The 18042-nt window shown below is 56.9% G+C and carries 18 protein-coding genes; 11 read left to right on the top strand and 7 right to left on the bottom strand.

Annotated elements, in window-relative coordinates; genetic code table 11:
• Window positions 1–45: 45 nt before the first annotated feature.
• The 6 genes from proB to ETC00_RS14635 all read left to right on the top strand — a co-directional run bounded on the left by proB (window position 46) and on the right by ETC00_RS14635 (window position 5083).
• Window positions 46–1173, top strand: a complete 1128-nt coding sequence (gene proB, locus ETC00_RS14660) for a glutamate 5-kinase (RefSeq protein WP_171566821.1) — start codon at window positions 46–48, stop codon at window positions 1171–1173.
• Between the two features lie 41 nt (window positions 1174–1214).
• Window positions 1215–2519, top strand: a complete 1305-nt coding sequence (locus ETC00_RS14655) for a glutamate-5-semialdehyde dehydrogenase (protein ID WP_371808909.1) — start codon at window positions 1215–1217, stop codon at window positions 2517–2519.
• Between the two features lie 17 nt (window positions 2520–2536).
• Complete coding sequence (gene proC, locus ETC00_RS14650; protein WP_171566820.1) at window positions 2537–3379, top strand: pyrroline-5-carboxylate reductase; 843 nt, start codon at window positions 2537–2539, stop codon at window positions 3377–3379.
• A 62-nt stretch (window positions 3380–3441) separates the two neighbouring features.
• Window positions 3442–4248: an isopentenyl transferase family protein gene (locus ETC00_RS14645; protein ID WP_171566819.1), complete on the top strand. Its 807-nt coding sequence runs from the start codon at window positions 3442–3444 to the stop codon at window positions 4246–4248.
• A gap of 172 nt (window positions 4249–4420) precedes the next feature.
• Window positions 4421–4738 carry a ferritin-like domain-containing protein gene (locus tag ETC00_RS14640; RefSeq protein WP_171566818.1) on the top strand — a complete coding sequence of 106 codons (318 nt, stop codon included), beginning with the start codon at window positions 4421–4423 and terminating at the stop codon, window positions 4736–4738.
• 15 nt (window positions 4739–4753) lie between these two features.
• Window positions 4754–5083, top strand: coding sequence for a spore coat protein (locus ETC00_RS14635; protein WP_171566817.1), 330 nt, complete (start codon window positions 4754–4756; stop codon window positions 5081–5083).
• Window positions 5084–5212: 129 nt separating this feature from the next.
• Here the strand turns inward: ETC00_RS14635 and pdxR are convergent, their stop codons facing one another.
• Window positions 5213–6661 carry a MocR-like pyridoxine biosynthesis transcription factor PdxR gene (gene pdxR / locus ETC00_RS14630; RefSeq protein ID WP_171566848.1) on the bottom strand — a complete coding sequence of 483 codons (1449 nt, stop codon included), beginning with the start codon at window positions 6659–6661 and terminating at the stop codon, window positions 5213–5215.
• Window positions 6662–6808: 147 nt separating this feature from the next.
• Between pdxR and ETC00_RS14625 the strand changes: the two genes are divergently transcribed.
• Window positions 6809–7432 carry a LysE/ArgO family amino acid transporter gene (locus tag ETC00_RS14625; protein WP_171566816.1) on the top strand — a complete coding sequence of 208 codons (624 nt, stop codon included), beginning with the start codon at window positions 6809–6811 and terminating at the stop codon, window positions 7430–7432.
• 156 nt (window positions 7433–7588) lie between these two features.
• Here the strand turns inward: ETC00_RS14625 and ETC00_RS14620 are convergent, their stop codons facing one another.
• On the bottom strand, window positions 7589–8947 hold the full coding sequence (locus ETC00_RS14620; RefSeq protein ID WP_171566815.1) for a helix-turn-helix domain-containing protein: 1359 nt from the start codon (window positions 8945–8947) through the stop codon (window positions 7589–7591).
• A gap of 209 nt (window positions 8948–9156) precedes the next feature.
• On the opposite strand from ETC00_RS14620, the gene ETC00_RS14615 reads away from it, so the two are divergent.
• Together ETC00_RS14615 and ETC00_RS14610 are read left to right on the top strand one after the other, a co-directional pair.
• Complete coding sequence (locus ETC00_RS14615) at window positions 9157–9384, top strand: aspartyl-phosphate phosphatase Spo0E family protein (protein WP_171566814.1); 228 nt, start codon at window positions 9157–9159, stop codon at window positions 9382–9384.
• A gap of 39 nt (window positions 9385–9423) precedes the next feature.
• On the top strand, window positions 9424–9678 hold the full coding sequence (locus ETC00_RS14610; RefSeq protein ID WP_171566813.1) for a hypothetical protein: 255 nt from the start codon (window positions 9424–9426) through the stop codon (window positions 9676–9678).
• Between the two features lie 189 nt (window positions 9679–9867).
• Here the strand turns inward: ETC00_RS14610 and ETC00_RS14605 are convergent, their stop codons facing one another.
• Entirely contained in the window at window positions 9868–11235 is a 1368-nt protein-coding gene (locus ETC00_RS14605) for a helix-turn-helix domain-containing protein (RefSeq protein ID WP_171566812.1), read from the bottom strand.
• A gap of 446 nt (window positions 11236–11681) precedes the next feature.
• Between ETC00_RS14605 and ETC00_RS14600 the strand changes: the two genes are divergently transcribed.
• Window positions 11682–12071 carry a cupredoxin domain-containing protein gene (locus ETC00_RS14600; RefSeq protein WP_171566811.1) on the top strand — a complete coding sequence of 130 codons (390 nt, stop codon included), beginning with the start codon at window positions 11682–11684 and terminating at the stop codon, window positions 12069–12071.
• Here ETC00_RS14600 and ETC00_RS14595 read toward each other — a convergent pair.
• From ETC00_RS14595 to panE, 3 genes are all read right to left on the bottom strand, one after another.
• Window positions 12061–13293 (bottom strand): MFS transporter, encoded by a 1233-nt coding sequence (locus tag ETC00_RS14595; RefSeq protein ID WP_171566810.1) that lies wholly within the window; start codon window positions 13291–13293, stop codon window positions 12061–12063. The two genes, ETC00_RS14600 and ETC00_RS14595, sit on opposite strands and share 11 nt — an antisense overlap.
• Window positions 13294–13430: 137 nt before the next feature.
• Window positions 13431–14369: a 4-hydroxy-3-methylbut-2-enyl diphosphate reductase gene (locus ETC00_RS14590; RefSeq protein ID WP_171566809.1), complete on the bottom strand. Its 939-nt coding sequence runs from the start codon at window positions 14367–14369 to the stop codon at window positions 13431–13433.
• A gap of 44 nt (window positions 14370–14413) precedes the next feature.
• Complete coding sequence (panE, locus tag ETC00_RS14585; RefSeq protein WP_171566808.1) at window positions 14414–15343, bottom strand: 2-dehydropantoate 2-reductase; 930 nt, start codon at window positions 15341–15343, stop codon at window positions 14414–14416.
• A 222-nt stretch (window positions 15344–15565) separates the two neighbouring features.
• Here panE and glnA point away from each other — a divergent pair, with 222 nt between their 5' ends.
• A complete protein-coding gene (gene glnA, locus ETC00_RS14580; protein ID WP_171566807.1) occupies window positions 15566–16984 on the top strand; it encodes a type I glutamate--ammonia ligase in 1419 nt (472 codons plus the stop codon).
• Window positions 16985–17202: 218 nt separating this feature from the next.
• Here glnA and ETC00_RS14575 read toward each other — a convergent pair whose 3' ends face one another.
• A complete protein-coding gene (locus ETC00_RS14575) occupies window positions 17203–18042 on the bottom strand; it encodes an energy-coupling factor ABC transporter ATP-binding protein (RefSeq protein WP_171566806.1) in 840 nt (279 codons plus the stop codon).

Below are 18042 nucleotides of genomic sequence, written 5' to 3'. Positions count from 1 at the left end.
AAGGGTTTTTTGCTTTTTTGTTGCTGGAATGAGGAGGGTTACACGATGAAGAAGGGAAAAATGCGGCTGGTGGTAAAAGTGGGCAGCAGTTCGCTGGCGGCGCCGGGCGGCGGGTGCGATCCGGCGAAAATGTCCCTGCTCGTATCGGCCGTCAGCCGTCTTAGAGACGCCGGCCATCAGGTCGTGCTCGTCTCCTCGGGAGCGGTGGCGAGCGGCTTTCGGAAGCTGGGGTACCAACAGCGTCCCCGCACGCTGGCGGCCAAACAGGCAGCTGCGGCCATCGGGCAAAGCCTCCTGATGCAAACCTACACCGAACTGTTCGCCGCATACGGCTGCACCGTGGCGCAAATCCTCTTGACCCGGGGCGACTTTTCCGACCGCGAACGCTATCAGCACGCCTTTCAGACGCTGTCTCTGCTGCTGGAGAAAAACGTCCTGCCGATCATCAACGAAAATGACACCGTCTCCGTGGCGGAGCTGACCTTTGGCGACAACGACATGCTGGGCGCGCTGGTCGCCGGTCTGGTACACGCCGACCTGTACCTGATCCTGACGGATACCGACGGGCTGTACGACAAGGACCCGCGCACCCACGCGGACGCGGTCCGCATTCCCTATCTGTCCGCCGTCACCGACGAAGTGGAGGCGCTGGCTGGCGGAGCCTCCCGATTGGGCACAGGCGGGATGCGCTCCAAGCTGATTGCCGCCAAGACTGCCCGGCAGTTGGGCGTTCCCAGCTTTATCGGCCGCCTGGCGCAGCCGTCCGACCTGCTTGACGTGCTGGATGGCAGCGGCAGCGGCACCTACGTCGGCTTCCGTCCCGAATCGCCCGCTGGCCACGCGCTGCCGACCCGCAAGCAGTGGATCGCGCTTCACTCCCCCGTCCGCGGGCGGATCAGCGTGGACCAAGGCGCCGCCGAAGCTGTGCTGCTACACCAGCGCAGCCTGCTTTTGGCCGGCGTGCGGGACGTGGATGGCGCGTTTGCCTCCGGCGAGGTGATCGAGGTGTACTGCGACGGCCAAATGATCGGTCGCGGCGTCAGCCGCTGGAGCGCCGCCGAGCTGCGGGCAAAGCTCTCTGCCGCCAGTCCGCCGAAAGGCATCGTCATCCACCGCGACCAATGGACGGAAGCAGCGTGCTTTGCGGCAATCGGCGGCAGCGAGAGAACGTGAAGCAGGCGGGGGATTCCCTCGCGTTAAAGGAGATGAGGAATGTGGAGAAGAGCCAAACTGAGAAAAAACCACACATGGAGCAAAACCTGAAGGAACGCGTGTACGAACAGATCCGCCTGGCCAAACAGGCGTCGCGGCACCTGGCCTTGCTGTCCCGCCCGGAAAAGGACCGCGCCCTAAAGGCAATCGGCGAACGTCTGCTGGCTGACGAAGCAGCCATCCTCGCCGCCAACGAGCGGGATATGGCCCGTGCGGAAGCGGACGGTCAACCGGCTGCCTATCTGGACCGGCTGCGCCTGACGCCGGATCGGCTGCGCGATCTGGTCGAAGGGCTTGGCCAACTGGTCGCGCTGAACGATCCGGTGGGCGAAGTGACAGCCCAATGGACCCGGCCAAACGGTCTGGTGATTCAGCAGGTGCGGGTCCCGCTGGGCGTGATCGGCATGGTCTACGAGGCCCGGCCAAACGTCACCGTGGACGCCGCGGCGATTGCGCTCAAGACGGGCAATGCGATCGTCCTGCGCGGCAGCCGCAGTGCCCGGGAAAGCAACCTCGCCCTGACGCACAGCATCCGCGCCGCTCTGGCGGACAGCGGGCTGCCGGCAGAGGCCGTGCAGTACCTGCCCTATGACGCACACGAATCGGTCGATCTCTTGTGCACGGCCAACGGCTTGATCGACGTCGTCATTCCGCGCGGCGGCGCCTCGCTGATCAGCCGTGTGCTGCGCACCTCCACCGTCCCGGTGCTGGAGACGGGCGTGGGCAACTGCCACATCTACATCGACCGAACCGCCGAGTACGCCATGGCGGAAACGATCACCCTCAACGCCAAAACGAGCCGCCCTGCCGTCTGCAACGCGGCCGAAACCCTGCTCCTGCACCGCGCCTGGCCTGAAGCGCACCGGCGCGACCTGTTGGCCCGTCTTATGGAGGCCGGCATCGAACTGCGCGCCTGCGAGGAGACGCGGCGGCTCCATCCGGAGCTGGCGGACCGGCTCGTACCCGCCACGCCGGCGGACTGGGATGCGGAATACCTCGGCTTGATCCTGGCCGTGCGCACGGTAGACAGCATGGACGACGCACTGGACCATATCTCCCGCCACGGCACCGGCCACTCTGAAGCGATCGTGGCGCAGGACGCCGCGCGAGCGGAACGGTTTCTCGCCGCCGTCGATGCGGCAGCCGTCTACCACAACGCGTCCACCCGCTTTACGGACGGCGGGGAATTCGGCTTTGGCGCGGAGATCGGCATCAGCACGCAAAAGCTGCACGCCCGCGGTCCGATGGGCCTGCCCGCGCTTACGTCCAGCAAGTACGTCGTGCGCGGCAGCGGACAGATTCGCTAACGGAAGGAGAATGCAGCATGAGTGAACATTCAACGCTCTCTTTCGATACGCGGCTCGGCTTTCTCGGAGCCGGTTCGATCGTCGAGGCCATGCTGGCCGGCATATTGAAAAACGAACTCATTGCACCGGAGCGGATTTTTGTCGCCAACCGCAGCGACCAGGCGCGGCTCAGGCATCTGGCAGAGACGTTCGGGGTGAACGCCTGTGAGGACAAAGCCGCTCTGGTGGAGCAATCCGATATTCTCATCCTGGCGATGAAGCCCAAAGACGCTCCGGATGCGTGCCGCAGCCTGCGCGGACTCGTCCGTCCCGATCAACTGGTGATTTCCGTCGTCGCCGGCGTTTCCACGGCTTGCATCAGCGACTGGCTGGGCACCAATGGCCCGATCGTCAGAACGATGCCGAACACGTCGTCCGCCGTCGGGCTGTCCGTCACAGGCCTCTCCGCCAACCACGCCGTGAGTGAGCAGCAGCTTGGCGCCGCCACTGCCCTGTTTGAAGCGATCGGCTCCGTCCACATCGTGTCTGAAGACGAGCTGGACATCATCACCGGCCTCTCCGGCAGCGGCCCGGCCTACGTGTACTACCTGGCAGAAGCGATGGAAGGCGCGGGCGCGAAAGCCGGCCTGTCCCGCGAAATGGCCCGGCAGCTCACCGTCCAGACCCTGCTGGGAGCAGCGCAGATGCTGCTCCACTCCAGCGATGAGCCCGCCCTTTTGCGGAAAAAAGTAACCAGTCCGGGCGGCACCACCCAGGCCGGTCTGGAAGTCCTGGATTCGTACCGCTTTCAACACGCCGTCACCTCCGCGGTGCTGCGCGCCGCTGAACGGGCCCGCGAGCTTGGCGCCCAGTACCGGTGATCCGTTTTGCGTCTGCGCCCGATCGTGTATACTAAAGAAAAAACACGGACGAGGAGGAGCCGATGGAGATTTACGCCCTCTACGGTACGAGCGGGACGGGAAAAAGCACGAGTGCGCTGCAGCTGGCCCACCAGATGGACATCAGCGCCATCATTGACGACGGCATCCTGATTTACCAGGGCCGCAAGGTGGCCGGCACCTCCGCCAAGTACGAAAAAACGAAAATCCAGGCGGTCAAGCGGGCCATTTTCCACTACCGCGACCACGCGGAGGAAGTGCGCCGCGCTCTCGCCGCCCTCCGCCCTCAGCGCCTGTTGGTGATCGGCACCTCGAAGCGAATGATCGAGCGGATACGGGAAGCCCTGGACCTGCCCACCCCTGTCCGCTACATTCCGATCGAAGCGATCAAACCAGCGCATGAGATCGAAGCGGCCCGGTACATTCGGGAGACCCAGGGAAAGCACGTGATCCCGATTCCCCGCGTCGAGGTGGAAAAAGACTTTTGGCAGCGGATGATCGCCTCCGCCCAACAGATTTTTTCCGCCAAAAAGGAAGTGATCGGGGAAACGACGGTGGTACACCCGCCGTTTACCGGCGGCCGCATCCTGATTCATCCGCAGGTGCTGCGCAAGATCGTCCAGGTGACGTGCAGCCGCTTTCCGTACGTCAGCCAGGTGAAGAACATGACCTACACGTTTGAAGACGTGCCCCGTCTGCAGGTATCCCTGGATGTCCGGCTCCCGTATGGGACGTCCATTCCCCCGTTGGCCCGGGAGATTCAAGAGGCGCTACATCAGGAAACGAGCCACTGTCTCAATTTTGCCCCGGTCAGCATTGACATACGGATTATGCGCTTGCAATTGGTTTAATGGATTTCCTCCCAAGTACTCCCACATACGCAACGGCTTCTCCGGTTTGCCGACTGGCATTTGACACGAGGCAAACCGGCTTTCATTTTGCCTGCAAATACAAGTCATGACCCGCCTTCCCGCTGCTCAAGCTATGGAGTGTATCCCATTTTACCTGAAAGGAGATCGCCTCATGTCAACGACGATGTTCACTCCTCAGCAAACGCAGGCGCCGATGCCCCAACCGCCCCGCGTGATTTCGACCAAAGACGCCAGCTATTTGAAGGACGCCCTTTCCTGGGAACTGCTGGCGTTTAAAAAGCTGCACTTCTTCGCCCAACAGGCAACCGACCCGCAGGTGAAACAGGCGCTGGAAAAAGCAGGTCAGATGCATCAGCGCCACTACCAGAAACTGCTTAGCCACTTGCAGGTAAACAACGCGCAGGCGATGGCTGCCATTCCCCAGACACAGGCACAGCAGCAACAGCAGCAACAACAGCAGATGCAGTAAAAGGAGGGATATGAGATGCCAAACCAAAACCAGATTGCCAATCCGCAGACGGGTGTTCCCAAGGTAAAAGGGCCGCAGATGAACGACCGGGACTTCTTGAACGACGGCCTGGCGACATGCAAGTACCTGACGGACAGCCTGAACGTCGCCGTACGGGAAGCCAGCCACCAGCAGCTCTACGACGACCTGCTGCACATCCTGACGGAGACGCACCACAGCGCCCGCGAGATGTTTAATCTGATGTTCCAAAAGGGATGGTACAAGCTGGAGGCGGAAGACCAGCAAAAGCTGCAGCAGGCGTATCAGCAATTCAGCGGATATTCCACGCAGTTTCCGTATCACTGATAGACGATCGCTGCAAACCGGGAAATTTGTCTTCAGTCTGAAGGGACATCCGACAAGGGATGTCCCTTCTGTTTGCAGACAAGTCCGTAGCCGATGGGTGAGGGGGCCCGCTCGCTGCTCTGCCGACGGTCACATCATCTCTCTGATCAATCGGGACAGGCGGTGAAGCGCCCGCTCCATCTGCTGCTCATCGGCGTATGCGTACGAGAGGCGCAGGTGGCAGTCGTCCGTGCCGTCATAGATGTAGCCCGGATTCAGCAGAATGCCCTCGGCCAGCGCCCGCGAAAAGAGAGTCCGCATCGACACCGCCCGGCGCAGCCGCAGCCAGATGTAAAAGCCGCCCTGCGGATATCGCCATTCCGCCAGATCGGCAAACCAGCGCCTGAGCGACTCGCACGCGCACGCCCTGCGCGCTCGAAGCGCCTCCCTCACCGTTTGCAGATGGCGTTGGTACAGGCCGCTGCTCAGCCATTCCGCCGCCACCAGCTGGGACAGAGCGCTGGCTCCGTAATCGGTCTGCATTTTCACGTCGGCCAGCCGTTCGACAACCGGTTCCGGCCCGACAACCCAGCCAATCCGCAGCCCGGGGCTGAGCGATTTGGACAGGCTGCCCACATACAGGACCAGCCCGTTGGGGTCGAGCGCCTTCAGCGGAGGCGGCCCCGGCTCGTCCAGCCACAGTTCGCCGTAGACGTCATCCTCCAGGATGGGCAGCCGCTCCCGTTCGCAGCCGGCCAGCACCTGCTGCCGCCGTCTCTCCGACATCAGGATGCCGGTCGGATTGTGAAAGGACGGTATGGTGTAGAGCAGAGCGGCCTGGTGGGCCTGTTTCAGCCGTGCCAGCGCATCCGGACGAATCCCTTCCTCGTCCAGCGGAACGCCCGTCAGCCGCATGCGCGACGACTGAAACACCGGCAGCGAGTACAGATAGGAAGGGCGCTCCAGCAATATGGCCGAGCCTTGGCGCAAAATACCCAGCGAGATAAGCTGCAGCGCCTGCAGTGCACCGGACACGACGAGAATGGACGACGGCGGAGCGTCGATGCCGCGCGTCCGCAGGTGGGCGCTGATCGCCTGCCGCAGTGACTTCAGCCCTTTGGGTTCCGTATAGCCGAGCTGGGCAATCTGTCCGCCCAATCGTCCCATAATCTCCGCCATGCCGGCAGACGGCAGCAGGTCGGGCGACAGTTCCCCCGTGCCCAGCCGAATGATCTGCGGATCGTATTCATGCCGGTTGATGGCCTGGATGGTCGGCTGATTGGGCGGATGTTCGCCCGCCTGGACGTAGCTCAGCCAATCGGGAGGCGGGGCGGACGCCAGCAGCGACCAGGTGTTGTTGCTGACCACGGTGCCGCTGCCCACGACCGCTTCGATCAGCCCTTCCGCCTTCAGTTCGTCCAGCGCCGTCACCACCGTGCTCCGGTTGACGCCAAACGCCTCGGCCAGGGCCCGCTGCGTCGGCAGTCTGCTTTTGACCGGCCAGTCGCCGGTGGCGATTTTTTCCCGGATGAAGGCGACAATCTGGGCGTAGATCGGCACATCCGACGCCCTGTCCGGCTTCCAGTCAATCGTCGGCACCATCGCGATCCCTCCTCCGGTCTTCATGCTTCCCCTATTGTAGCCAATTGGTCGGGTCGCTGCCAAACCAATTGGCTGGAGACAGACGGCCCGATTTGTCTTACTGTGGAAGCCATGAGATACACCGCAAAAGGAGGAGCTTTTCGCATGTGGGAAGCCGCGTTGCACGGATTTGTGCTCGCATTCGGATTAATCCTGCCGCTCGGCGTGCAAAATGTCTTTGTCTTCAATCAGGGGGCGGCCCAGCCGACGCTGTGGCGGGCGCTGCCTGTCATCCTGACCGCAGCCGTCTGCGACACGCTCCTGATCCTGTTGGCCGTGCTGGGCGTGTCGCTGGCGGTGCTCACCTTTGCCTGGCTGAAAACCATCCTCTATGCCGGGGGCGTCTGCTTTCTCATCTACATGGGCATCCTCACCTGGCGAAGCCGCCCCTCTGCCGAGACGCAGGAGGCGGAGCAGTTCCCGCCGAAACGCCAGGTGATGTTCGCCGCATCGGTGTCGCTGTTGAATCCGCACGCGATCCTGGACACGATCGGCGTCATCGGCACCAGCTCGCTGGGCTATGCCGGCGCGGCGAAGTGGGGATTCGCCGCCGCCTGCATTCTCGTCTCCTGGCTGTGGTTTTTCGGACTGGCGCTGGCCGGACGGATGGCGGGCAGACTTGACTCGTCCGGCCGGCTGCTGCGCGCCCTCAACGTCGCCTCCGCCTTTCTCATCTGGGGCGTTGCTGCGTACATGGCGGTTTCGCTGGTGCGGGATCTGACCGCGTAGGAATCAACTAGAGAAGCAAGAAAGGGGAGCAAGTGGCTCCCCTCTTACAATAAGATTCTATATTTTTGTTAATATCCTGGATCATAATCATACATCTGAATATTTCTCGGATAAAATAAATTAGTGCTGGACCTCTCTACTTTTTTTATGGGCTGATCATTCATAAATACAACAATAAACAGGGCTAATACAGTCAATGTCTTCAATGTTTTCATTATTACACACCTCTCCTTTGCCTTTTTTTATAAATTTTACCATACAACCCCTTATATTTTCCACATATTGTATATCAATTGATTTTTTCAACTTAGTGAACTGTGACAGAATGTCAGTCATACATTCGATTATTTCCTGGTAGGCACTCACTTCTCCGTAGGCGCACAAACTGTTAAGATAACTGTCAATCCCTTCATCATGGGCGCCTGTCTGTATCTGAAACGCCCCCTTGTAGCGATAGTACTTTCCAATCGATCGATGTTTATAGGGAGTCTGCGGATTCTCCGGCAGGATTTCCTTTTCCTTTTTCAACAGCTCGGCAATTTCTTGGTGATTGTTCGTCTGCAGATAAATGTCCATCAGTTCATTCACAACATGAATGCGCGAATCCGGGCTAATCTCGCGTAAACACTCTTTCAGCATGGGAACAGCCACATCATATTCCTTTTTGCGTGCTTTTACGATCGCACGGGTAAGTTTGGCCGCTTCTGTAACAAATTCATAATCAAACCTCTCAAACACACGCAAGCGTAATTCAACAACGTCATACTCCCCCAAACGAGAATATGAGTTGATCATGGCCAAATACGCTCTGGCTGCCAGTTCCGTGTCAGCCGTTTTCAACGCAAGGCCTGCTTCACAACATTCAATACATCGTTTGTATTTTTGAATGGTGTAGGCTTGTAGCGCCATCCTAAAATAATAAATCGTCTGTTCGTCTCGGGTTAAAAAGTCAATGTAATGCATAATTTCTTCGCCAACTCGGAACGAATCGTCCAATCGCTTAAAATCATACCTTTCAATCAGGTATTTTTTGAGCAGCCCTTTGGCAATATACTGCGGGATTCCGTGTTCTCTCGCGTATTTGACAATGGTGTTGAAAAGCGGCAGGCTGAGCTCGGTATTGGTGGTGGTGTCAGCGAGGTGATACAGCCGTTCCAATGCTGTGTAGGTGTCTGTCTGGGGAGATTGCAGGAACTTGACGGCCACTTTTTCCAACAGTGGAATGCTGCTGCCTCGTTGAATGACATCCTGCAGGATTTCATATAACGTCTCTGACCGTTGTTCGTCTTCCACGTAATATTCAATGATTTCTTCATAGGGCTGAGGCAGGACAGCAGCTAACGCCTTAACTGTTTTGTATTCCGGCCGCTTCGTTTCCCCGCTTTCAATCTTATAAAGTGCCCCTTTGGTCACACCAGTTTGTGCTTCCACTTCCGAAAAAGAAACCCCGCTTTGTTTACGGTAAAGAGATAATAAATCTCCGAGGGTTTTCCTTCGTCGTTGGTTTCTTTCCAACTATAACACTCCATTTCCAAACATTACTATTTTATAGAGATTATAAACAGAAAATAAAAACAGATCAATAAAAATCTTTTTGTCTTTATATCAGTGTATTAAAATGTCGAACGTTTTCTAAAAAGTGAAGTTGGTGACATTTGGTAAATAGTAGGTACAGTAAAGGAAGGAAATGGAATCGCACTATCAATTCTTGGAGGCATTCGGACATGGAGGGCTGGCGCGCCAAAAATCACGAAGACGTTTCGCAAATCATTGAGAACCTCCAAAAACAACTGAATGAGATTGTCAAACAAAAAGGATCGTTGACGGATTGTGCTGTATTGCGTGTAAGCCAGGAACTGGACAGGTACATCGTGGAGCGTCAGCGAATGTTGCTGGAAAGCAGGAAAGGCAGGTTTCTTCTCCGCTCACCTTACCGCAAACATCCCGGCTAGAGCGGGACATCCGAGCGATAAAAAGGAGTTGACGGCTTCTTGAAAAAACCTTTCGGATTCGCAGCAAGTGCCGTCATTGTCGCTGCGGTTGGAATCACATCGGCTGCCGCAGCACAGCTGACCGCTTCTCCCCCCGATCCGGGACAGGAGCGAACGGCTGTGTATGCCGCCGAGGTTCAGCGACTGGCAGAAAGCCGCACGTTTGTCGACAACGGATTGAACGTCCAGGCATTGGATGAAGCGGCAAAAGTGGATGAAAACACTGCGCTTGCAGCGGCGAAGCGATCGAAATGATCGTCGGCAAGCATGGACAATGACAGCAAAAGCCCTGATCCCGCCATCTTGGAGCAGGGCTCAGACTGAAGAGACAAACTCCCTCGTTGCCAGTGCAGTCGAGGGAGTTTTTAACCATGCTTCTCCTTTAGATCTGCAAATACACGATCAATAGTTTCCTTTCTGAGCACGTAAAGTCGTTTATTCAATTCAGGAACGGGTTACTTCCCTGGAATCGACATTATTGTGGTGCATAAGGTTTTCCCTTATGGTTTTCTCATTGGTCACACTTGCTCTTGACAACTGTTTTTTCATTATCCGATCATACAAGTCTTTCATTTTCGTAAGATCATGATAATCCATATACTTTTCCAACAAATAAAACTGAGAAAGAATCAATGATTCCGTTATTTCATCATAGGCATTCACCTCTCCGTAAGCGAACAATCCGTCAATATAACTGTCAATCCCTTCATCGAGGGAGCCTGTCTGTATTTGAAACTCTCCCTTGTAGCGATAGTATCTTCCAATCGACCGATGTTTATAGGGTGTTTGCGGATTTTCCGGCAGAATTTCTTTTTCCTTTCTCAGCAGCTCGGCAATTTCATGATGATTGTTCGTCTGCAGATAAATGTCCAGCAGTTCATTCACAACATGAATGCGAGAATCCGGGCTAACCTCGCGTAAACACTCTTTCAACACGGGAACAGCCACATCATATTCTTTTTTGCGTGCTTTTACGATCGCATACGTAAACTTGGCTGTATATGCAACAAATTCGTAATCAAACCTTTCAAACACACGCAAGTGGGATTCAACAGCGTCATACTCCCCCAACCAATAAAATGAGTTGATCATGGCCAAGTACGCCCTGGCTGTCAGTTCCGTTTCAGCCGTTTTCAATTTAAGGCCCGCTTCACAATATTCAATACACCGTTCGTATTGCTGAATGTTGTGGGCATGGAGCGCCATCCTAAAATAATAAATCGTCTGTTCGTCTGGGGTTAAAAAGTCAATGTAATGCATAATTTCTTCGCCAAGCCTGAATGAATCGTCCAACCGCTTCAAATCATACCTTTCAATCAGGTATTTTTTGAGCAGCCCTTTGGCAATATACTGTGGGATTCCGTGTTCTCTCGCGTATTTGACAATAGTGTTGAAAAGCGGCAGGCTGAGCTCGGTATTGGTGGTGGTGTCAGCGAGGTGATACAGCCGTTCCAACGCTGTATAGGTGTCTGCCTGGGGAGATTGCAGGAACTTGACGGCCACTTTTTCCAACAGCGGAATGTTGTCGCCTCGTTGAATGACATCCTGCAGGACCTCATACAACGTATCTGGCCGTTGTTCTCCTTCCACATAACACTCAATGATTTCCTCAAAGGGCTGAGGCAGGATGGCCACTAATGCCTTAACTGTTTTATATTCAGGCCGCTTCGTTTCCCCGCTTTCTATTTTATATAGCGCCCCTTTTGTTACTCCAGTCTGCGCCTCAACCTGTGCGAATGAAAGGTTGTTTTGTCTGCGGTAAAGGGACAGCAAATCCCCAATGGTTCTCCGTGGAATTTGGTTATTTGCCAACCAAATCACTCCCAATTCATATTTTTTGCAAAATTATATCCAGATTGTTATACTGCTTCAATATAATGGCTCTCCATTATTTGTCGATCATTGTATAAAATCGTAAAACATAAGAGGTGTTTTTGCCCTTTTAGTAAATGGTGGGTACAGTAAAGGAAGGAAATAGAATCGCACTATCAATCTTGGAGGCATTCGGACATGGAGGGCTGGCGCGCAAAAAATCACGAAGACGTTTCGCAAATCATTGAGAACCTCTGAAATGATCGCCGGCAAGCGTGGTCAATGACAGCAAAAGCCCTGATCCCGACATCATGTTGGGAGCAGGGCTTTTTTCGCGCTCGGATCAGCCATCCTCTGCGCACCATCGCTGTGTTTATCCCCGCCCAGGCCAGGACAGGATAATAGTAACAGCACAGATCATGCACACGCGAAGGAGCTGAAGTGTAATGACTCGTCACCGTTTCAGGCAGCTTCGCTATCCGTTTATCGCGCTGGCGCTGATATCGGGGTTATTAGCCTTGCATGACCACTACCGCATAAATACCTCCCCGGTCGCGGCCCAACGGGTGCAAACCGTCACCATTGCCAGCGCCGGCTTTTTGCCCAACCGGCTCGTCTTTCACCAGGGAGAGACCGTTTCCCTGACGGTCGTCAACACGGACACCCGTCCCCACAACCTGGTGATTCGCGAGCTGAACATCTCTTCCGCCGATCTGAAACCGAGCCAGTCGACGACGCTCCAGTTTACGGCCAGCAAAAAAGGGCGCTATCCGTTTGTCTCGGATACGCCCGGTTATCCGGAAACAGGGTATCAGGGACTGCTGATTATCGACTAAGCTGTCCTGACGTGAACTGTTCCTGCTGCTCGGCCGAAGCGTGCTTCCACGGCCCAAAGCGGATGATCAGCAGCGGAATGAGTCCGGCCACCGAGGCCAGACCGAAAAACAGGTACGTCTCCAGGATGGAAAACGTGTCCTTGATCCATCCGCCCACCAGGTTGCAGGTCATCGAGCCCAGCCCGTTGCCGATGGAAGCGTAGATGGCAAGCGCGGTCACCTGCAGGGAAGCGGGCGTGTTTTCCCGCACGAACTGCGCTGCCGTGGCCAGATAACATCCGACGGAGAGACCCTGGATGAAAAAGAGGGCGATCACCCAGGTCGTGTCGGGAGCCGTGCTGTACCAGAGCCAGCGAAGGGCGGAGACCGTGCTCGAAAGCAGAATGGTCAGCTCCAGCCCCCAGCGGCGCACAAAGTAACCGGCGACTTTCATAAACGGCGCCTCACTGCCGGCAAAGAGCAGAAAGGCCAGACCCACGCCGGCCACCGTTCCCCCGATGTGCTGGTAGTACAGGGAAAACCAGATGTTATGGGCATTGATCGTCCCAAAGATAAAAAAGGTAGCCGAGAGAAACAGGACAAACCGCGGCAGGCGGATCAGCTGAGTCAGTCCCTTGAACACACTCACGGTAAACGGCGCCGCATCCGTGTGTTCCGGAATCTGGCGCAGAAACAGGCAGGCGATCAGGTAGGCGCCGCAGTACGAGTAAAAAATGGCGGCAGGCCCCCATTGTTCCACCGCCAACCCGGTCAGAAAGGCGGCGAGGGCAAACCCGACTGCGCCCCACATGCGAATGTCGCCGAACTGGATGTTGTGCCGTTTCGCATACCCCAGTGCCAGGCTGTCCGACACGGGTACAACCGCACTTTGAAACACGGACATGGCGATGTAGAGCAAAAACACCCAGGCAAACGTGGAAACGGCGGGAAACAGCAGCCCGATCGCCCCCGCTGCTGCCAGGGTCAGCATCAGGACCTGCTTGCGGATGTGAAAGCGGTCGCAGATCATGCCCCACAGCGGCTGTGTCACAATGGAAATCACCGGTGTCACGGCGCTGATCACGCCGATCTGCGTTCCGGTCAGGCGGATCGAATCGTAGTACTGGGTAATGAGCGGAAAAAACGAGCCGAATCCGTAGTAGGCAAACAGGTAAAATGCGTTCAGGTGGATGCGCTGTGCCCCGCGTTCGTCGCTCGCTTGACTGGTCAGTGCTTCAGACATAAGCTCTCCTTTGGTTCAGGCCGAAGAGACGAGCGTGCCCGCTCGTCTCCTCGGCCAAATTGCGCTTGGGTTCAGATGTCGGAAACGCGGTAATTTCTTGTGGTGACAGTTCTCGTCTCCGTCGGCAGCGGCCCGCTTTACTGCTTCACTGCCGGGAGGATTTTCTCCATGTTGACTGTCCGCTTTTTCTCCCAGGTCTCCGGCTTTGTCTCGTCGTACTGCTCCAGGAACTGGATCACCTCTTTGGTCAACGGCGTCGGCGTGGACGCACCGGACGTGACCGCCACCTTTTTCTTTCCTTTCAGCCATTCCAGATTCAGTTCGGACAAATCAGCGATGCGGTAGGCCGGCACGCCGGCAATCTCTTCCGCCACCTGCGCCAGCCGGTTGGAGTTGTTGCTGCGCGGGTCGCCGACGACGATGCAGAGATCGGCCTCTCCGGCCTGCTCCGCGACTGCCTCCTGGCGCACCTGTGTGGCCAGGCAGATTTCGTTGTAGACCTCCACCTGCGGGAAGCGTTTGATGATCGCGTCCATCAGGTGTTTGACGTCCCACTGGCTCATCGTCGTCTGGTTGGTCACGATCAGTTTGTCGACGGGCAGATTCAGCGCCTCGATCTCGTCCACGGTCTGCACCAGATGCACCCTGTCGGGAGCAATGCCGACAGCTCCCTCCGGCTCCGGATGCCCTTTTTTGCCGATGTAGATGACGTGATACCCCTCCGCCACTTTTTCGCGGATCAGGTCATGGGTCTTGGTGACGTCCGGGCAGGTGGCGTCTACCACGGTCAAGCCCTTTTCACGCGCCTTTTTCCGCACTTCGGGGGAAACGCCGTGCGCGGTGAAGATCACCGTCCCCTTGTCAATCTTGTCGAGCAGCGCCAGCCGGTCTTCGCCGTCCAGCGTCTTTACACCCAGTTTTTCAAACGCCTCAACGACGTGGGCGTTGTGTACAATCATCCCCAAAATGTGAATCGGTCGGGGCAGGTCAAAATTTTGCGCCGTTTTCAGCGCCAGCACCATGGCGTCCACGACGCCGTAACAGTATCCGCGGGGGGAAATCTTGATCACTTCCATGTGTACCCCTCCTCTCGAAATAAACAAACCGTTACTATTATACCTTATTTGCCTGCTTCCCGCTTCCGTTCGTAAACCTTCAGATTATTGTACACAACTTTGAGCAGCGGCGCGGCCACACCCAGTTCCTCCGCCCGCCGCAGCAGGTAGCCCTGCAGGTGATCCGCTTCCACCGGCAGTCCTTTTTCCATGTCGCGCAGCATCGAGGACTTCATTCCGTAGCCCAGATTTTGAAACGTCTTCATCTGCTTCTCGACGATGTCTTCGTCGATCGGGGCATGCAGCGCGCGCATCACGGCGGCCGCCTCTTCGGCCAGTTGGCGCGTCAGCTCCATCCCGTAGACGGCATCGCGGATCGGCCCTACCGCTGCGTTCATCAACGTGGTCATGCCCGACAAGGTGGTGATGAACAGGTACTTGTGCCACATGTCGCGCTGGATGTTGGCGCTCGCCCTGATCGTGGCCGCCGTCCCGGCAAAAGCCCGTTCGATCGCGTCCACCCGCTCGCTTCGCCCGCCTTCCCACTCGCCGAACACCGCTTCGTGCGTCGGGCTGGTCTGCACCACATCGCCATCCTCGTTCAGCGTCGTCTCGATAAAACAGAGACCGCCGAGGACCCGCTCCCGTCCAAAACGCGCCCATAACTGCTCCATGTGGGCAATCCCGTTCAAGAGCGGTATCACCACCGTCTGTTCGCCCACGTACGGAGCAATCGACTCCAGGCTGTCGTCCAGATGATAGGCCTTGTTGGACAGGATCACCACGTCAAAGGGCCCTGCTGCTTCACCTGCGACGATCAACTGCGGTTGGTCGAGATGAATGTCGCCGTGCACGCTTTGTACGCGCAGGCCCCGCTTCAACAGCTGTTCCTGCCGACGTTTTCGCACGAGGAAGGTAACATTTTCCCCTTTTTCCGCCAATCGGGCGCCAAAATAACCGCCCACCGCACCTGCTCCCAAGACCAATACGTTCATCCGCATTTCCTCCCCATCTTAGTTCAAAATAGTCTGTCTCCATTCTAATAAAACGGAAGCTGATGCGATACCCCGCACTATTATGTAATAAAACCTAACATTATGCGTCATAAAACCTATTGACAGCGCAAAAATCCAAACACTATAATCGCTAATATGAAATTAAAAAATCGAACATTAACACAAATTTCACCTAAGAATATTCGCCATGGAGTGATCAAAATGGATATGAAATCAGTTCTTTCCCTGATTGAATCAGAAAACATCGAATATGTTGACTTTCGCGTCGTCGACCTGTCCGGCCGCCAGCATCATGTGACCATCCCCGCCTATGCGGTTGACGAAGGGACCTTCCTCAACGGCGTCGCCTTTGACGGCTCCAGCCTGGTTGGGTATAAAGGCATCGAAGACAGCGACATGGTGGCGATGCCCGACCCCGCCAGCGCATTTATCGACCCGTTTGTCGAAGCGAAAACGCTGAACATCGTCTGCGACATTTACAATCCCGACGGCACTCCCTACGAACGCGACCCGCGCGGCATCGCCCTGAAGGCGGAACGCTACCTGAAACAGACAGGCCTGGCCACCGACGCCTACTTCGGCCCGGAATCGGAATTTTTCCTGTTTGACAACGTCCGCTACGCTTCCGGACCGTCCGGTTCCTTCTTCCATATCGACTCCGAGGAAGCGTTCTGGAACACCGGGAAGGAAGGGCAAAACCTCGGCTACAAGGTGCGCAACAAGGGCGGCTACTTCCCCGTGCAGCCGACTGACACACAGGTGGACATCCGCAATGAGATGTGCACACTCATGACCCAAGCCGGCCTGAAAGTGGAGCGCCATCACCACGAGGTGGCCACTGCCGGGCAAGCGGAAATCAACTTCCGCTTTGACACCCTGACGCGCACGGCTGACAACCTGCTGCTGTTCAAGTACATCGTCCGCAACGTGGCGGCCAAACACGGCAAGACGGCCACCTTCATGCCGAAACCGATCGTCGGCGACAACGGCAGCGGCATGCACGTGCATCAAAGCCTGTTTGACGGCGAGCGACCGCTCTTCTACGAAAAAGGCGGCTACGCCAACCTGAGCCAAATGGCGCTCTATTACATTGGCGGCATCCTGTATCACGCCCCGGCCCTGATTGCGCTGACCAATCCGAGCACCAACTCGTTCAAACGGCTGGTGCCCGGCTATGAAGCGCCGGTCAACCTGGTCTTCTCCAAAGGGAACCGCTCCGCTGCCATCCGCATCCCGGTGGCTGCCATGACGCCGAAAGCGGCTCGCATCGAGTTTCGCACCCCGGACTCCACGGCGAATCCGTACCTGGCCTTTGCCGCCATGCTGATGGCCGGTCTGGACGGAATCAAGCGCGGGCTTGATCCGCGCGAACTGGGATTCGGGCCGGTTGACCGCAACATCTACGACCTCACCGATGCAGAAAAACATGAGATCAAGAGCGCACCCGGCTCGCTGGAAGAAGCGCTGAACGCGCTGGAACGCGACCACGACTTCCTGCTGGAGGGCGGCGTCTTCACTCACGACGTGATCGAAACCTGGATCGCCCTCAAGCGCGACGAAATCCAACAAGTGGAGCGCACCGTCAATCCGAAGGAATACGAACTGTACTACGATCTGTAAGCCAAGCGCTCGGGCAATCCTCCAATCTGGAACCGCGAGAAACCGAATCCGCCGCAAATACAGAAGCAACAAAAAGACCGAGGCATTGTGCCTCGGTCTCAGTTTGTTTGCAGGCAAAATCAGTCATGTGTGATGGTGCCCGCTCGCTCTCTTGACAACCAGCAAAGTAGTCGAATGCGTCCGCTCCAAAACGCGACGCGGATAAGGGGCAAACAACGCTACAACAAACGCAGCCGCTCCGCCAGCTCGCCCGTCGTCTTGGGCAGGCCGGGGCCGAGCCGTTCTTTCACATGGCCGGGAAGGGATTCCCACAGTTCCAGCACGGCGGGCCGTTTGAACTGCAAAACCTCCAGGATGTCCCGACGGGCAAAGACACGCTCCGGCTCCCCTGCCAGCACAAGCCGCCCCGCATCCATCACAAACACCCAGTCCGCCCAGGCGTATGCGAAATCCAGGTCATGCGTCGCCATTACAATTGTCGTGCCTGCTGCGTGGATGCGCTCCAACTGACGGACAAAGGCCTCCGTCTGCCACGGGTCCAGGTAGGACGTCGGCTCATCCAGCAGCAGCAGTTCCGGTTCCATCACCATCACGCCGGCCAGGGCCACCCGCCGCTTCTGGCCGAGACTCAGATGATGCACCGGAGTGTCAGCCCACTCACTCAGGCCGAATGCCTCCAGTGTCCGCCGCACTTTTTCCCTGATCTCCGCTTCCGGCAGATGGAGATTGCACAGCCCGTACGACACATCCTCGGCGACAGTGGCAGCGATCAACTGCTGCTCCGGGTCCTGAAACACAAGCCCTACGTTTCGTTTGAGCGCCTGCAGATCTGCCCGCCGCGAACTGATCGGCACGCCTTTCCACAGGACCTGTCCCTTGTGCGGGCGAAAAATGCCGTTTGCATGCAAAAACAGCGTCGACTTGCCGCAGCCGTTGCGGCCGAGCAGCGCACATCGCCGGCCTGCCGGCACGGCCATTGTCACGCCGTTGAGCGCAGGCTGAGCGGCGCCCGGATAGGTGTAATGCACATCGGCAAACTCAAGCACATGCGTTGTCAC

Origin of the sequence: Brevibacillus sp. MCWH (assembly GCF_013096935.1) — a bacterium.
In the GTDB taxonomy this organism is placed as follows: Bacteria; Bacillota; Bacilli; order Brevibacillales; family Brevibacillaceae; genus Brevibacillus; species Brevibacillus aydinogluensis.
This window is presented reverse-complemented; position numbering and strand designations above follow the sequence as displayed.

Excerpts from the sequence above, each read along its gene's own strand:
- proB (WP_171566821.1), top strand. The coding sequence starts at position 46 with ATGAAGAAGGGAAAAATGCGGCTGGTGGTAAAAGTGGGCAGCAGTTCG.
- proC (WP_171566820.1), top strand. The coding sequence starts at position 2,537 with ATGAGTGAACATTCAACGCTCTCTTTCGATACGCGGCTCGGCTTTCTC.
- ETC00_RS14645 (WP_171566819.1), top strand. The coding sequence starts at position 3,442 with ATGGAGATTTACGCCCTCTACGGTACGAGCGGGACGGGAAAAAGCACG.
- ETC00_RS14640 (WP_171566818.1), top strand. The coding sequence starts at position 4,421 with ATGTCAACGACGATGTTCACTCCTCAGCAAACGCAGGCGCCGATGCCC.
- ETC00_RS14635 (WP_171566817.1), top strand. The coding sequence starts at position 4,754 with ATGCCAAACCAAAACCAGATTGCCAATCCGCAGACGGGTGTTCCCAAG.
- ETC00_RS14625 (WP_171566816.1), top strand. The coding sequence starts at position 6,809 with ATGTGGGAAGCCGCGTTGCACGGATTTGTGCTCGCATTCGGATTAATC.
- ETC00_RS14615 (WP_171566814.1), top strand. The coding sequence starts at position 9,157 with ATGGAGGGCTGGCGCGCCAAAAATCACGAAGACGTTTCGCAAATCATT.
- ETC00_RS14600 (WP_171566811.1), top strand. The coding sequence starts at position 11,682 with ATGACTCGTCACCGTTTCAGGCAGCTTCGCTATCCGTTTATCGCGCTG.
- ETC00_RS14595 (WP_171566810.1), bottom strand. The coding sequence starts at position 13,293 with ATGTCTGAAGCACTGACCAGTCAAGCGAGCGACGAACGCGGGGCACAG.
- ETC00_RS14590 (WP_171566809.1), bottom strand. The coding sequence starts at position 14,369 with ATGGAAGTGATCAAGATTTCCCCCCGCGGATACTGTTACGGCGTCGTG.
- panE (WP_171566808.1), bottom strand. The coding sequence starts at position 15,343 with ATGAACGTATTGGTCTTGGGAGCAGGTGCGGTGGGCGGTTATTTTGGC.
- glnA (WP_171566807.1), top strand. The coding sequence starts at position 15,566 with ATGGATATGAAATCAGTTCTTTCCCTGATTGAATCAGAAAACATCGAA.